Source organism: Corallococcus sp. AB030, assembly GCF_003668965.1.
Classification (GTDB): Bacteria; Myxococcota; Myxococcia; order Myxococcales; family Myxococcaceae; genus Corallococcus; species Corallococcus exiguus.
The window spans coordinates 26,544-41,300 of record NZ_RAWQ01000073.1 but is presented as its reverse complement, the minus strand read 5'-3'; the positions used below and the strand labels follow the sequence as shown (position 1 = coordinate 41,300).

11 protein-coding genes are annotated in these 14,757 nt (G+C 68.5%); 6 read left to right on the top strand and 5 right to left on the bottom strand.

What is annotated here, in order from left to right:
- Positions 1–82 precede the first annotated feature (82 nt).
- Entirely contained in the window at positions 83–1,813 is a 1,731-nt protein-coding gene (locus D7Y15_RS18895; protein ID WP_121753466.1) for an AAA family ATPase, read from the bottom strand.
- Positions 1,810–2,940 (bottom strand): DNA repair exonuclease, encoded by a 1,131-nt coding sequence (locus tag D7Y15_RS18890; protein ID WP_121753465.1) that lies wholly within the window; start codon positions 2,938–2,940, stop codon positions 1,810–1,812. The genes D7Y15_RS18895 and D7Y15_RS18890 overlap by 4 nt, the downstream gene beginning before the upstream one ends.
- A 178-nt stretch (positions 2,941–3,118) precedes the next feature.
- On the opposite strand from D7Y15_RS18890, the gene D7Y15_RS18885 reads away from it, so the two are divergent.
- Positions 3,119–3,424, top strand: coding sequence for a hypothetical protein (locus D7Y15_RS18885; RefSeq protein ID WP_121753464.1), 306 nt, complete (start codon positions 3,119–3,121; stop codon positions 3,422–3,424).
- Between the two features lie 3 nt (positions 3,425–3,427).
- On the opposite strand, the gene D7Y15_RS18880 is transcribed toward D7Y15_RS18885, so the two are convergent.
- Together D7Y15_RS18880 and D7Y15_RS18875 are read right to left on the bottom strand one after the other, a co-directional pair.
- Positions 3,428–4,402 (bottom strand): NADP-dependent oxidoreductase, encoded by a 975-nt coding sequence (locus D7Y15_RS18880; RefSeq protein ID WP_121753463.1) that lies wholly within the window; start codon positions 4,400–4,402, stop codon positions 3,428–3,430.
- Between the two features lie 134 nt (positions 4,403–4,536).
- Positions 4,537–7,533, bottom strand: coding sequence for a DEAD/DEAH box helicase (locus D7Y15_RS18875; RefSeq protein WP_121753462.1), 2,997 nt, complete (start codon positions 7,531–7,533; stop codon positions 4,537–4,539).
- A gap of 322 nt (positions 7,534–7,855) precedes the next feature.
- Between D7Y15_RS18875 and D7Y15_RS18870 the strand changes: the two genes are divergently transcribed.
- From D7Y15_RS18870 to D7Y15_RS18850, 5 genes are all read left to right on the top strand, one after another.
- Complete coding sequence (locus tag D7Y15_RS18870; RefSeq protein ID WP_233605010.1) at positions 7,856–8,644, top strand: hypothetical protein; 789 nt, start codon at positions 7,856–7,858, stop codon at positions 8,642–8,644.
- 84 nt (positions 8,645–8,728) lie between these two features.
- Complete coding sequence (locus D7Y15_RS18865) at positions 8,729–10,111, top strand: di-heme oxidoredictase family protein (protein WP_121753460.1); 1,383 nt, start codon at positions 8,729–8,731, stop codon at positions 10,109–10,111.
- A gap of 130 nt (positions 10,112–10,241) precedes the next feature.
- On the top strand, positions 10,242–11,690 hold the full coding sequence (locus D7Y15_RS18860) for a UbiA family prenyltransferase (protein ID WP_121753459.1): 1,449 nt from the start codon (positions 10,242–10,244) through the stop codon (positions 11,688–11,690).
- A gap of 13 nt (positions 11,691–11,703) precedes the next feature.
- Positions 11,704–13,068 (top strand): FAD-binding oxidoreductase, encoded by a 1,365-nt coding sequence (locus tag D7Y15_RS18855; protein WP_120576173.1) that lies wholly within the window; start codon positions 11,704–11,706, stop codon positions 13,066–13,068.
- Entirely contained in the window at positions 13,065–13,802 is a 738-nt protein-coding gene (locus D7Y15_RS18850) for an SDR family oxidoreductase (RefSeq protein WP_121753458.1), read from the top strand. The genes D7Y15_RS18855 and D7Y15_RS18850 overlap by 4 nt, the downstream gene beginning before the upstream one ends.
- On the opposite strand, the gene D7Y15_RS18845 is transcribed toward D7Y15_RS18850, so the two are convergent.
- Positions 13,799–14,722 (bottom strand): hypothetical protein, encoded by a 924-nt coding sequence (locus D7Y15_RS18845; RefSeq protein WP_121753457.1) that lies wholly within the window; start codon positions 14,720–14,722, stop codon positions 13,799–13,801. The genes D7Y15_RS18850 and D7Y15_RS18845 overlap by 4 nt on opposite strands.
- Between the last annotated feature and the right edge of the window lie 35 nt (positions 14,723–14,757).

The following is a 14,757-nucleotide window of genomic DNA, read 5'->3' as shown; positions in this document are numbered from 1 at the left end:
CTCCACAGTCGGCTTCCAGCGTTCCATGAGCCACCTCCGAAGGTGGCGACCTATGCACGCGACCCCAGCCCGCGTCGATCCCCTATCGCCTGCCTGCTCCCTCGCCGTAACCTGATCGGCGCTCTAGCTCTCCCGCTAACTCGCGCAGTTGCTCCCTCAGTGCTTCGAGGCTTTCGACGCTCGCCGCTTCCAGAAAGGCCTGGAGTGCTCCCTGTCGTTGCTTCTGCTCCTCAAGCTGCGCCCGTTGCTCCTCCCATGCGGTTTTCAGCCCAGGGAGATCACGGACTCCCTGTTCGTGAAGCAGACGGGCCAGTTCCTTGCGAAGCTTGTCGACTTCCGCCTGAATCTTGCCGACTTCCTCCGCTCCCGTGCGAACGCTCAGGGTGCCAACGCCCTTGATTCGCAGTTCCCCTGAAGTCACCCCCACGAAGCGCTGCTGCTCGGCTTTGGCGAGCTTGTACTCGTGGGTCGCCCCTTGCTCTTCCCACTCCAGCGTCCGTGCGGTTTCTGCAGTAAAGCACACCTCGGTACCCTGGGCTTCCAAGCGGCTTCGGGCCAGGAGCAGCCTGCGCTCCAGATCCTCCGCACGTTTCACGACGGCGTCGGACAGGCCCCCCGCTGGATGCTTCCGCATGCTGTTCTTGAGGGCCGCTTCCAACCGTTCGCCCTGCTTGATGAGTCCCTCCAGGTGATGCCGTTTCTCTTGGAGTCCCAGGGCCTTTTCCAGAAGCCGCCCCCGGTCCAGGCGCTGCTCTATTTTCTCGAACGCGTCCCGCTGGGCCTTGAGCTTCTGCCGGGCTTCCTTCCATGCCCCTTCCACGACATGGAAGACTTCACGGGCCTTCTGGAGCAGAGGCTGCCGCTGGGCCACGGTAGTCTCCTGCTTCGTCGCCTTGTCCTGCAGTTCCAGCAGTGCTCGCTGCTGCTCATCCAGGTTTTGAGCCCGCTGGCGCTGGCGTTCGGCGTCCTTTCGGAGCAGGAGGAGTTCTTGTTCCTTCCGTTCCTCTTCCTGGATGCGCTCCTGCAGGTCGGCGAGCTGCTTGGTGTAGCCGTCTTTCTCCGTCCGCAAGGCCGTCAGCCGGAGGCGGTTGTCGGAGAGGGAGTCCGCGTTCCGGGACACATCCTCCTTTCGCTGGAGCAGCTGGGTCACGCTCTTCGTCAGGGACTGGATGCGTTCCTCGGCCCGGGTGAGTTCACTGCCAACGGTGGGCTTGCCTGTCTTTGGCGTGTAGTACTGGCAGTAGGCCGCGTCCACGGCCTTGATCAGCGTCTGTTCCTCGGGACTGAGGGCCGCGATACCCATGGCCTCCAGGAGGCGTCCCTTGAGCGAGGGATCGATGGCTGGAAGGTCCTGGCGTTCCGGAACCTGGTTCAACCACAGCAGGCGCGCGATTCCCCACTGCCCGAGTTTCGTGGCACCGCTCAGTGAGCCACCTGAACTCAGGAAGGCTCGCACGCGTTCGTCCGCATTCAGCGAGTCCGCTATCCGTTCGAACCGCGCTCCCGTCCACTCTTCCAACAGGCTGGACGCTTCGTCCAGGAAGGCCTTCTCCAACTTGTAGCGGCGTCCTCCGGTTTCGAACTCCACGGTGATGCGGGGAGAGAGGTCGGTCTTCCATGGCCGAAGCTGGTGGATGGTCCGGTCCTTCGTGTTGTGGCGGTCGAAGAGAGCACGGGCGAGTGCCAGCACCAGGCTGGTTTTGCCCGACTCGTTCGGGGCGTGAATGACGTGCACGCCCAGTCCCAGGCCGGACAGCTCGACAGGGTTGCGGAAGCAGCGGAAGTGCTGGACTCGGAGACGGTTGAGAATCATTTCCACACCTCCAGGGCCAGCTCGGACAGCAGCTGCCGGGCCTCGGCACGAACGGTGTCGGTTGTTGCTGTTGCACCGGGGGGAGTCTCGCTCCGGCTCAGTTGCTCCAGCAGTGCGGTCAGCAGATCGCTCGATGGGGCCAGCTCCGCGAGACGGCCCTCTGCGTTGGCGCGAGAGACATCCTGTCTGTCGAGCTCGACGTGGAGGAAACCCTTGCCCCAGAGTTCGTCAACGAGTGCGTTCAGCGCGACTGAGTCTTCATCCGAGGACGTTCCCAGGGTACGTAGCCGAAGCAGGGTCTTGCCTGGATGCGGCAAGGCCGCGACGGCTTGACGGATCCGCACGAGTTCCAGTCCACACCCCTGGCTCAGGTCCAGTTCCTGGGTTTGCCATGTCAACGAACCCGTGGAGACCGGAGTCAACTGGGGGAGGGCACCGTGAGAGGCAATCTCCACCAGCAGTGCCTGCCCGGCTCCAGTTTCGCCAAACTTCGTGACCTCGTGGCTGCCCGCGTAGGCTGTGCGCTGCTGGTAGACGTACTGGCCATGCCAGTGGCCCAGGGCGAGGTAGTCGAGATTGCTTCGCGTCACCGCATCCAGGGCGATGGGAAAGTCGTCCGAGGCGTATTTGCCTTCAATGCGCAGGGAGCCATGCGCCACGCCAATCCGGATGTCATTGCCTTCGACCTGTGGAGCCCAGCCCGCGGTCGGATCCCGCATCCCGCTCTTGTGCCTGAGGGGAGCGGGGAGGAGGACCCCGTTCGTTCCGGGAATCGGGACACCACTGTCTGATTCCAGCATCTGGATGTGCGCGGGCCGTCCCCGCCAGGAGGCGCGCAGATAGACGGAGTCCGGAGTCAGGGGATCGTGGTTCCCCGGAAGGACATAGACAGGTGCTCTGGAGGCCTGGAGGACCGTCAGGAGCTCGTGGACGAGGCGATCTCCTACGGAGGTATCCTCGAAGACGTCGCCTGCGAGCACGACGGCGTCGACTCCCAGGGCATTGGCGGATTGGATGAGCTGCCGCGCGGAGTCCATCCTCGCGGCGCGTACGGCCGCGGCGGCGCCTGCGACGTGCTTCGCGCGCAAGCCCATCTGCCAGTCGGCGGAGTGCAGCAGCCGGATCATTGGGAACACCTTCCGACCGTGCCGGTTCTTCTCGCGGTGCCTGACGCGCCGCCCTTTCAAGTGGGCACGGACGCGACAACCCTACAGAGCGCCAGAAGCGCTCTGTATTCCCCATAGGAGGTACGTCACTGGCATTGACAAACCTGCGCCAGGTGCACTTCCTGCTATCCTTGTCGCCATGACGGGACCGCAAGCGAAGACCTGTGCAACCTGCGGACGCGTCATCGCCGCGCACGCCGTCTATTACCGCTTCAGTCTGGTTCTGGAAGGGGAGCAGGATCTCATCGACCCTTCGGATGACCTGGAGGGCAATTCCGCGGAGGCGCTCGCGGAGATCGTCCGCCGCCTGGATGAAGGCTCCGCGGACCCCGGTGAACTGGAGGCGCAGGTGCACTGGGAGCGCACCGGGGTTGTCTGCTCGGAATGTCGCTCCGTGGCGGTGCGGATGCTCAGCACCCCCACGGATGACTCTGGACCGCATTGAGCGTCATTGGATCTTCATCGCGTACTTGCCCAGGTGGTGCTTGAGCACCTCCTGCTGGGCCTTCGCGGCTTCCTCCAATGCGTAGAGACGGCCAATCTCCAGATGGAACGGCCCCGCCTCGATCAACTCATTGAGCCGCTTCATCACCTGGGGGTTGGGGATGCCGTCGTAGGCCTTGGTTTCAACGCCCTCCGGACCCTTGGGCGCCGGCTCCACGCCGTTCGGGAAGGCGATGCGCCCTCCCTTGCGGATGTTGCGGAGCAGGGGCTCGGCGGCGTCTCCCCGGGCCAGCACCAGCGCCGCGTCGAAGCCGTCTGGCGCGAAGTCCCGGCAGACCTTCTCCAGGTCTTCCTGATGCCCCTCCGCGACCGCGTCCGCTCCCAGCCTTCGTGCCAGCTCCACCCCGTCCTGTCCGGACGCGACCGCCAGCACCTTCGCTCCCAGCCTCTTCGCGAGCTGCAGTGCGATGTGTCCAATGCCTCCGCTGGCGCCGAAGATGAGCAGCTTCTGCCCTGACTTGAGCTGGAGGTGCTCCTCCAGGCCCAGGAGCCCCGTGAGTCCGTCCGCGGCGAGCACCGCCGCCTGCTCCACCTTCAACCCCTTGGGCACCTTCGCCGCCTGGTCTTCCTTCACGGCGACGTACTCCGCGTAGAAGCCTCCCTTGTTGCTCATGAACGCGGAGCCGTAGACCTGGTCGCCGACCTTGAAGTTCTTCACGTTCTTGCCCACCGCTGCGACTTCTCCCGCGCCGTCGGCTCCGGGCACGTAGGGGAATTTCGGGCCGCCTGGAATCATCTCGGCCATCTGGCCCTCGCGCTCCATCCAGTCCCAGGCACCGATTCCCGCCGCCGCGACGCGCACGAGCACTTCATCGTCGCCACAGGTGGGAACGGAGAGGGTCTTGATGCCCAGGACCTCCGGGCCGCCGAAGCGGTCGAGCGCCGCGGCCCTCATCTTTTCGGGAATGGATGCTGGCATGCTGTGACTCCCTCTCGGTTGATGTTTGTCCTCCGAGACGATGTGCATGCTTCGCGTGACGTTCAGCGTCACTGGCCCCACGCAGGCACGGCGGGGGAGCGGACTGCCGCTTTCCACCCCGCCGCGGAATGCCCTCAGTTCAAAAGCTGCATGAGGTCCGCTCGCGTGAGCGCGGCGCCTCCCGTGGCGCCTCCGAGCGCGGCCTCGAAGAGGGCTCGCTTCTTGTCCTGCAGGAGGAGGATCTTCTCCTCCACCGTCCCCTGGGACACCATCCGGTACACCATCACCGGGCGCTGCTGCCCGATTCGGTGCGCCCGGTCCGCCGCCTGCGCTTCCACCGACGGGTTCCACCACGGATCCACCAGGAAGACGTGGTCCGCCGCCGTCAGGTTGAGCCCCGTTGCTCCCGCCTTCAACGAGATGAGCATCACGGGCGCTCCCTTCTCGTCCTGGAAGGAGGACGCCACCGCGCCCCGGTTCGCCGTGCTTCCGTCCAGGCGGATGAAGCCGATGTCCGCCTCCTTCAGCGCGGGCTCGATGAGGTCCAACATCGACGTCCACTGCGAGAAGACCAGCGCCTTGTGCCCGTCCGCCACCGCCGTGCCGAGCGCCTCCACCAACGCCTGCACCTTCGAGGACGTCCTCGCCTGCTGCCCCGGCACCAGCGCCGGATGACAGGCCGCCTGCCTCAACCGCAGCAGCGCCTCCAGCGCCTTCAACACGCTGCCGCCCTCCTCGAGCTGCGACACCACCTCCTCGCGCGTCGCGGCGTGGACCGCGTCGTAGACGGCGCGCTCCTGCTCGGTGAGGGTGACGTGCCGCACGGCCTCCGTGCGCGGTGGCAACTCAGGCGCCACGTCGCGCTTGAGCCTGCGCAGCACGAAGGGGCGGATGCGCGCGCGCAGGGCCTCCGCGGCGCCCTTTTGATTCTCAGACACCGGCCGGGACCAGCGCTCCTCGAAGGCCTTGCGCCCGCCCAGCAGGCCCCGGTTGGTGAAGTGCATCAGGCTCCACAGCTCCTCGAGCCGGTTCTCGATGGGCGTGCCGCTGAGCGCGATGCGGAAGCCCGCGTCCAGTTCGTACGCCGCTCGCGCCACCTGGCTGTCTGGATTCTTGATGGCCTGCGCCTCGTCCAGCACCACCGTGTCCCAGGTCTTCGCCGCCAGGATGGCTGCGTCCAGACGCAACAGCGCATACGTGGTGAGCGTCACGTCCGCGGACTCGTCCAGCGTGCGCCCCACGCCGTGATAGACAGACACCTTCAACGACGGGCGGAAGCGCTTCACCTCCGCCTCCCAGTTGGGCAGCACGCTCGTGGGCGCCACCACCAGCGTTCCCCGGCCCAACGTGCAGATGGTCTGCAGCGTCTTGCCCAGACCCATGTCGTCCGCCAGCACGCCCCCCAGGCCCGCCTGCCTCAGGAAGGTGAGCCAGCTCACGCCCTGCAACTGGTACGGGCGCAGCGTCGCGGTGAGGTCCTTGGGCAGCTGGGGCTCGGGGAGTTTCTCAAAGCCTTGCACCAGGGGCGCGAGCCTCTCCGTGACGGGCGGGGCGGGGTGCTCCAATGCCTCGCACAGGCCGGTGAGCTGGGGGATGGCGTGGTTCGCGAGACGGCCGTCCTTTTCTCTCGCCGACAACAGGTCCGTCACTCGCTGGCCGTGGGCCTTCAGCCAGCCCGTGGGCAGGGGCGCCCAGCCTCCGCCCTCCAGCGGCACCAGCCCCAGGCCTTCCTCCCAGGCCCGCATCACCGCTCCCGCGTCCACGGTGCGCTTCTCTCCAGGGCCCAGGCCCTCCACGTGGAAGTCGAGCGAGAAGCCCACTCGCGGCACGCCCGCGTCGGTGGCGGACGTGTCCAACGTGAGCATCGGCCTGAGCTTCACGTCCGGGCTGACCACACCCGCGGCGTTCCCGGTGAGGCCTCCGCGCCACTTGCGCAGCTTGTCCGCGAGCTGCACGGCCTCCTTGCCGTGGACCGTCACGCGCCGGCCCGGCGCCATGTTTAGCTCGTCCCTCAGCTGGTGGATGAGCTTCGTCTCCGTGGGCTCGTCGCGCACCGGCGCGGCGCCCTGGAGGTACACCAGCTTCCCGTTGTCGATGCGCGCGGTGGGCGGCGAGCCGTACACCAGCGTGGGCAGCACCGAGAGCCCCGCGTCGAGCTTGTCCAACTCCAGCGAGATGCGCGGCTTGAGCGTCCGGTCGATGGGCGGCAGACGCCGGCTCTTCACGTCCACCGGCATGCGCCTCGCGAAGTCCGGCAGCACCTTGCTCGTCAGGTCCGCCAACTGCTCCGGGGCGAAGACGCGCTCCTGGGGCAGGTTCTCCAGCCGCGCGCCGGTGAGTGACAACTCTCCCAACCGGCAGAGCGCGCCCGCGCACAGCGCGACGCCGGGGCTCACCAGTTCGTTGATGCGCGGATCCTTCTCCACCTTGAGCACGGTCTGCTCGCCCCGGTCCTCGACGGTGACTCGCGGGAGGAGCGGCTCGTTGGAGACGGAGACCAGCGCGCCGTCGAAGAGGACGGTGCGCGCCTTCTCCAGCACGTGCAGCAGCGCATCCAGCTTGCTCTGCGGCAGCGCGCCCCGGGTCGCCTGCGCGAGCAGCTTGTCCGCGAGCAGGTCGCACGGATCCACGTGGATGCGCGCGGCCTCCACGGGGTTCTGGAGCACGGACGCGAGGCTCCGGGCCAGCAGCCTCGCGGTGTTGTCCGGCCGGACCACCAGCCGCTCCAACTGGAGGCCTCCGTCCGCGCGTTTGAAGCGGTACACCAGCCGTTCTGTCTTCGGCGCGGTGCCGGGACGCGTTGCCGTGGCGGCAGGGCCCGGGCGGGCAGGAGAGGCCGCTGCCGTGGCCTTCCTTCCTTCCGCCTGCCGCAGGACGATGGCCGCGGCGATGACGTGCTCGCAGGGGTCCACCTTCCCCCGGCAGTCGCACTCCCAGATTTCATCCTCGGGGTAGAGGGTCGTGGTGAGCGGGGTGGGGCGGCCGGGGATGCGGATCCGCAGGACGACCTCTTCCTCGTCCACGGACTGCACTGACACGACCCCCGCACGCGACAGGGCCTGTCCGGCGGACCACGTGGTCGGGCCTGACTCCTCCCGGATGGCTTCGAGCAGTTCCGCGAGCGCCGACATAGGAGGGGCGATTCCCTAGCCCCGCGCCGGGCCTGGCGCAAGCCACCGGGCGCGTGGCTGTGACACTGAGGGACACACGCTGCCGTGCTCCTGTAACTGGCGGCGCTACAGCGGCCACGACACCCGTGTCATCCGCAGCGAGGCCTTCCGAGGAAAGCGCAAAAATCTTGGGGTGTGGCGTGGCAGGTGCAAGGCGTCCTGTTCGGAACGCGCGTCGGTGCTTCCTTGGCTTCCGCCTGCTGGACCCTCAGCGTCTCCGTCCGTTGTGAGTGAAGCAGACAGTGTCCCCCACACAGTCGAGGTCCCACACATGCACCTGAAAATGACGAGTCGCCTCCTGGCGGCTGCGTTCCTGAGCCTGGTGGTTGGTTGCCAGGGTGAGCCGACGCAGTCCCCGGAAGGTTCGCAGTCCGCGGAGCTGTCCGCCAAGGCGGATTGCGTGCAGCGGTTCGATGGCATCACCACCTGCGCCAAGGGCAACGCGTCCCTGGCCGCCACCGAGAAGGGCGTGCAGGTCAACGGGCTGAAGAGCCTCAAGACGGACGGCGTCTCCAGCACGTTCAACGACGCCATCACCTGGTCGCAGGACGCGCAGATTCGCATTGGCAGCGCCTCGGGCGGCCTCGCCCTGGCCGCGCGGGATGGTGACCAGGTGGTCAGCACCCTGCGCATCACCCCCGGGAAGGACCGCCAGGTGTCCGTGGAGCCGGGCTTCACCGGTTCGTCCTCCGGCGCGTTCCGGATGAACGTCTACAACAATGGCCGCCTCGTTGGGTCGAGCCCCCAGCCGCAGGCCATGATCATCACCTTCTACAGCTGGTGGGCCTTCCTCGACTGGTACTACTGGCACTGGGGCTTCTTCTCCTACCGCACCACCGCCACGGGCGGGAACGTGGGCATGGACGGCGCCTGCGGCTGGCGCCTGAACGTGGCCAACACGACCTTCAGCGTCAAGCTCGCTGACGGGAAGGACGTCGTCGGCGACACGGTGGAGTTCATCGAGGAGATTGGCGACGGTGCCTACCCGTACCGCCACTTCTCCGGCATCGACGTGAACGCCAGCGCCACGGACTTCCTCGTCACGGGCGAGTCCTTCGGCCAGGAGAAGTAAGCTGTTCCTCCACCGGGTGGGGGCGCCTCGTTCCCGCCCGGTGGTGTCTGTCTGTCTGTGTCTTCCCATCGAGGAGTCGTGACGATGCGCGTGCCCTGGTCTCTCGCTGGCATCTCCGCCGGAGCGCTGCTCATCGGCGCCGCGTGGGCCACCGTCGTCCGCCGCCCCGAACCCCTGGTGCTGGGCGCGCTTCCCCCCGTCGTCCTGCCGCACGTGGAGCAGGCAGGCGGTGCCACCACGGTGACGGACACTGGCCGCAATGCCTTCGGGCGCGCGCCCATGAACATGCCGCGCTCGCGCTGGCCGGACTTCTACGCGGGCAAGGGCGTCTTCGACCGCGACTGGAGCGACTCGCGCCTGCGTGCCGCCGTGGCGGGGCCCTTCTTCAGCGCCACCGGCTGCATGACCTGCCACGTGAAGGACGGCCGGGGCCAGCCGCCCTCGAGCCCCACGGAGGCGCCCGTCTCGCTGGCGTTCCAGCTGAGCGCGCCCGACGGCGCCGGTCCCCACCCGCTGTACGGCATGCAGCTGGACGCGCACGCCGTGGAGGGCCAGGTCCCCGAGGGCCACGTCCGCGTCGACTTCGAGGAGACGCGCGGCACCTTCGCCACCGGTGAGCCGTACTCGCTGGTGCGCCCGCGCTACCAGTTCCAGGGGCTGGTGCACGGCCCCCTGGGCGACGGCGCCCTGTTCTCCGCCCGCGTGTCGCCCGTGAACTTCGGCCTGGGCCTGCTGGAGGCGCTGCCGGAGGCCGACATCGTGGCCCGCGCCGACCCCGAGGACCGCGACCAGGACGGCATCTCCGGCCGGGTCAACCGCGTGCTCGACGTGGAGACGGGCGAGACGCGTCTGGGCCGCTTCGGGTGGAAGGCCAATCAGCCCACGCTGCGCCAGCAGGTGGCGCATGCGCTCGTCGCGGACATGGGCGTCACCACGACGCTCTACCGCCAGGAGCAGGGCCGGGACGCTCCGGGTGAACCGGAGGTGTCCCAGGACGACATGGACCTGCTGATGATCTACATGCGCCTCGTCGCCGTGCCCAAGCGGCGCGACTGGGAGGCGCCGGAGGTCCAGCGGGGCCATGCCGTCTTCCGCGCCATCGGCTGCGCGGCGTGCCACGTGGACACGCCCCAGGAGACGGGGCCGGTGGAGGGCTTCGACGAGGTCTCCCGCCAGGTCATCTACCCCTACACGGACCTGCTGCTGCACGACCTGGGCGAGGGCCTGGCGGACGGACGTCCGGATGGGCTGGCCACGGGCAGCGAGTGGCGCACGCCGCCCCTGTGGGGCATCGGGTTGGTGGAGGCCGTCAACCGGCACACCCGCTTCCTGCATGACGGCCGGGCCCGCTCCCTGGAGGAGGCCGTCCTCTGGCATGGAGGGGAGGCGGCCCCCGCGCAGGCTCGCTACGTCCGGCTGCCCCGCGAGGACCGGGCCGCGCTGCTCGCCTTCCTGAAGTCGCTCTGAGGCACGGACGGGACGTCCTCCCGTCTGGGTCGCGGCCAGGAGGCCCACCGCCTGGAGGGGCTTCGGCCTGGGTGGGCGCACGGAACATTGGGACGGCAGGGGCCCTTGGAGTACCCTGCGCGCCCCCTTCATGCAGCCTCAGACTCCCATTCTCGATGATGCCCCCGACGTCCCGCTCGCGGTCGACCTGGACGGGACGCTGGTGCGCACGGACACGCTGCACGAGAACCTGCTCGTGCTGCTCAAGAACGCGCCGTGGCTGCTGCTGCTGGTGCCGTTGTGGGTGCTCCGGGGCAAGGCCTTCTTCAAGGCGGAGGTGGCTCGCCGCGCGCGGCTGGACGTCACCTCGCTGCCGTACAACGCGGAGGTGGTGGCCTTCCTTCGCGAGGAGCACGCCCGGGGGCGGCGGCTGGTGCTGGCCACGGCCGCGGACCGGAGCATCGCCGACGCGGTGGCCGCCCACCTGGGCCTCTTCCACACGGTGGTCGCCAGTGAAGCCGGGGTGAACCTGTCCGGCGCGCGGAAGCTGGAGCGGCTGCGCGAATTGCTGGGCCCCTTCGACTACGCGGGCAACGACGCGGTGGACCTGCACCTGTGGCGCGAGTGCCGGCGGATCATCGTGGTGCATGCGCCGGCGGGCGTGTTGCGCCAGGCCCAGGGGCTGGGCCGTCCCGTGCACCGCGTCTTCGAGGCCCCTCCTGGCGGGGTGCGCCCCTGGGTGAAGGCGCTGCGGGTGCATCAGTGGGCGAAGAACGCGCTCGTCTTCGTGCCGCTGCTGGCGGCGCACAAGGCCACCCAGGGCGGCATGGCCCCGCGCGCGGTGCTGGCGTTCCTCGCCTTCAGCCTCTGCGCCTCCAGCGTGTACATCATCAATGACCTGCTGGACCTGGCGTCGGACCGGCGGCACCCGTCCAAGTCGCGGCGGCCCTTCGCGTCCGGGGCCCTGCCGGTGCGCGCGGGCGTCGTGCTGGCGCCGCTGCTGCTGGTGGGCGCCGCGGCGCTGGCGCTGGCGACGCTGCCCCTGTCGTTCTCCGCGCTGCTGGCCGCGTACTTCGTGCTCACGCTCGCGTATTCGCTGCGGCTCAAGCAGGTGGTGATGCTGGACGTGCTGGTGCTGGCGGGCCTCTACACGGTGCGCATTTTTGGCGGCGCGCTGGCGGTGGGCGTGCCCACGTCGAGCTGGCTGCTCATGTTCAGCACCTTCCTCTTCCTGTCGCTGGCCCTGCTCAAGCGGCTGAGCGAGGTGCGGCGGCTGCGCCAGTCCAACGAGACGTCCGCTCACGGGCGCGGCTACCTGGCGCAGGACTACGAGCAGCTCGCGAGCCTGGGCGCGGCGGCGGGCCAGGTGTCGGTGATGGTGCTGGCCCTCTACATCACCAGCAAGGAAGTGACTGCGCTGTATGCCCACCCGGAGCGGCTGTGGATGCTGTGCCCGGTGATGCTGTACTGGGTGGGGCGCATCTGGTTGCTGGCGCACCGGGGGCTCGTGAACGAGGACCCGCTCGTCTTCGCGCTGAGGGACCGCGTCAGCTATGTCGTCGGCGTGGCCGCCGCGCTGGTGCTGTGGGTGGCGACGTGACGGGAGCATGGCGATGAGCACGTCGGATTCGTGGGGCCGTTTCCCCCGCGTGGAGCAGCAGACGCGCGCGCTGGCGTGGCGCTCGGACGCGGTGCCCCAGGTGGAGGGCTCCGTCCTGCCGCATGGCCTGGGCCGCAGCTACGGCGATTCCTGCCTCAACGGCGGGGGCACGGTGCTGCTCACCGCGGGCCTGGACCGGCTCATCGACTTCGACCCGACGACGGGCGTGGTGCGCTGCGAGTCAGGCGTGTCGTTGGACACGCTGCTGCGGCTGGCCGTGCCGCGCGGCTGGTTCCTGCCGGTGACGCCGGGCACGAAGTTCGTCACGGTGGGCGGCGCCATCGCCAATGACGTGCACGGCAAGAACCACCACCGGGCCGGGACGTTCGGCCGGCACGTGCGCCGCTTCGAACTGGTGCGCTCGGACGGCAGTCGGCGGATGTGCGCGCCCGACGAGAACCCGGACTGGTTCGGCGCGACGATTGGCGGCCTGGGGCTCACGGGGCTCGTCACCTGGGCGGAGGTGCAGCTCAAGCCCATCCGCAACCCCTTCGTGATTCAGGAGACCGTCCCGTTCGAGAACCTGGACGGCTTCATCCGCGTGTCCGCGGAGTCCGAGGCGGACCACGACTTCACCATGTCGTGGGTGGACTGCCTGGCGCGAGGGCGCAAGCTGGGGCGCGGCCTGTTCTACCGGGGCAACTTCGCGCCCACGCAGTTCGAGCGGCTGCCCCTGTCGAAGAGCCACCTGTCGCATGGCAGCGGGCTCGCGGTGCCCATCGACCTGCCGGGCTTCTGCCTCAACCGGCTGTCGGTGTCCGCGTTCAACTTCCTGTACTACCACCGGGAGCGGATGAAGCCGTCTCCCCGGCTCGTGCATTACGATCCGTTCTTCTACCCGCTCGACAGCGTGTACGGCTGGAACCGCATCTACGGCCGCCGGGGCTTCCTCCAGTTCCAGTGCGTGGTGCCCCACGCCACCGCGCGCGACGCGCTGCGGGAGCTGCTGGAGCGCAGCGCCCGGGGTGGGTTGCCCAGCTTCCTGTCCGTGCTCAAGACGTTCGGCGACCTGCCGTCGCCCGGGTGGTTGTCCTTCCCGCGCCCCGGCTACACGCTGGCCCTGGACTTCGCCAACCAGGGTGAGAAGACGTGGAAGCTGGTGGAGTCGCTGGACCGCGTGACGCGCGAGGCGGGCGGGGCGGTGTACCCGGCCAAGGACGCGCGCATGAGTCCGGAGAGCTTCGCCGCGTACTTCCCCAAGCGCGAGCAGTTCTCCGCGTACGTCGATCCCGCGTTCTCGTCCTCCTTCTGGCGCCGGGTGAACCCGGTGTCCTTGCCCTTGCCCTCGCTGGAAGACCGTCAGGTCGCCATCCCATGAAGAAAGTCATTGTCCTCGGCGCCACGAGCGCCATTGCCCAGGCCACGGTGCGGCTGCTCTCCGCGCGCGGGGCGTCGCTGTACCTGGTGGGCCGCAACGCCGCGAACCTGGAGGCGGTGGCCAAGGACGCGGCCACGCGCGGCGCGCAGAAGGTGGAGTTCCGCGCGCTGGATTTGAACGACTGCGAAGCGCACGCGAGCCTCGTGGAGAGAGCGTGGCAGGCCCTGGGCGGACTGGACGGGGTCGTGCTGGCGCATGGCGTGCTGGGAGTCCAGGAGGAGAGCCAGCGCTCGTGGGCGGCGGCGGAGCTGGTGCTGCGCACGAACTTCCTCTCCGCCGCGTCGCTGCTGACGGAGCTGGCCAACCGCTTCGAGGCGCAGAAGGCCGGCACGCTGGTGGTGATTTCGTCGGTGGCGGGAGACCGTGGCCGGCAGAGCAACTACGTGTACGGCGCGTCCAAGGGCGCGCTGACCGTGTTCCTCCAGGGCCTGCGCAACCGGCTGGCGAAGTCCGGCGTGGCGGTGGTGACGGTGAAGCCCGGCTTCGTGGACACGCCGATGACGGCCCACGTGCCGAAGAACAAGCTCTTCGCGTCGCCGGAGCAGGTGGCGCGAGGCCTCTTGAAGGCCGCGGACGGGCGCAAGAACGAGGTCTACGTGCCCGGCTTCTGGGCGCTCATCATGCTCATCATCAAGAGCATCCCGGAGCCTGTGTTCAAGCGGCTGAAGCTCTAGGCTTCCGCTGTTGCCCGCGCGGGCAGCCGGTGGAGCGGGGCGCAGTGGGGCGCGTGCGTCTGGAGGAACTGGCGCATCCGCTCCGCGCGTTCCGGGTCGTTCCGCTGGATGGCTGCGGCCCGGAGTGCCCAGGCGCAGAGCAGGCGGACCACGATGAGAGGAGACTCCTCCTGGTGGTGCTCCAGCAGCCGCAGGCCCTCCGGCGTTGATTGGCCCGTGACGACTTCCGCGGAGTGGATGAGGACGTCGTAGAAGACGCGGCCCATCTTGGCTCCGGGAACGGCGGGGTTGATGTCGGCCAGGGCGAGGGCCTCGCGGGCGAGCCTCAGGGTCTGCTCAGGGTCGTCCTTGCAGATCAGCTGGAGGAGCGCGTCGCTGCTTCGCTCCATGGCCTGGAGCAGGGGCGCCTTGCTCCGCCAGTCCACCGCGTTCAATTCGTGGCGGGCCAGGGCGTCCTGCCCGTAGAGGATCCTCCCCAGGGCCCGTCTCTGCGCCCGGAAGACGTCCACGTCGGGGAAAGGGCTGCTCGGAGGAAGGAGCTCATCCGTGAGCCTGAAGTAGGCCTCCACGTCAGGGTGCTGGAGTGCCTCTGCCTCCCGCCTGCGCGCCTTGCGAACCTGGTACTGCCGCCAGGCCAAGCTCCCGCCCACGAGCACGAAGAAGAGGATGAGGAAGGGGAGCAACTGCTGGCCCAGCCCTGGAGGAACCTGGGGCTTGGGGGTGGGCCATTCGCCGTCTCCGGTGATGGGCGAGGGGTTGGTGAAGAAGGCATGGAAGCCGTACCAGAGCGGCAGCAGGACGGCCCAGATGAGCAGGAGCTTCCGGAACGGATGGCGACCCAGCCATCCCAGGACGGGCACCTTGCGGAGCTGCTTATCGGCGACTCCGCGGAGATAGCGATTGTTCTCTTCGCGCGACATGCGCGCACCGTAACCCCTTCCACTCCGTGCCTGAA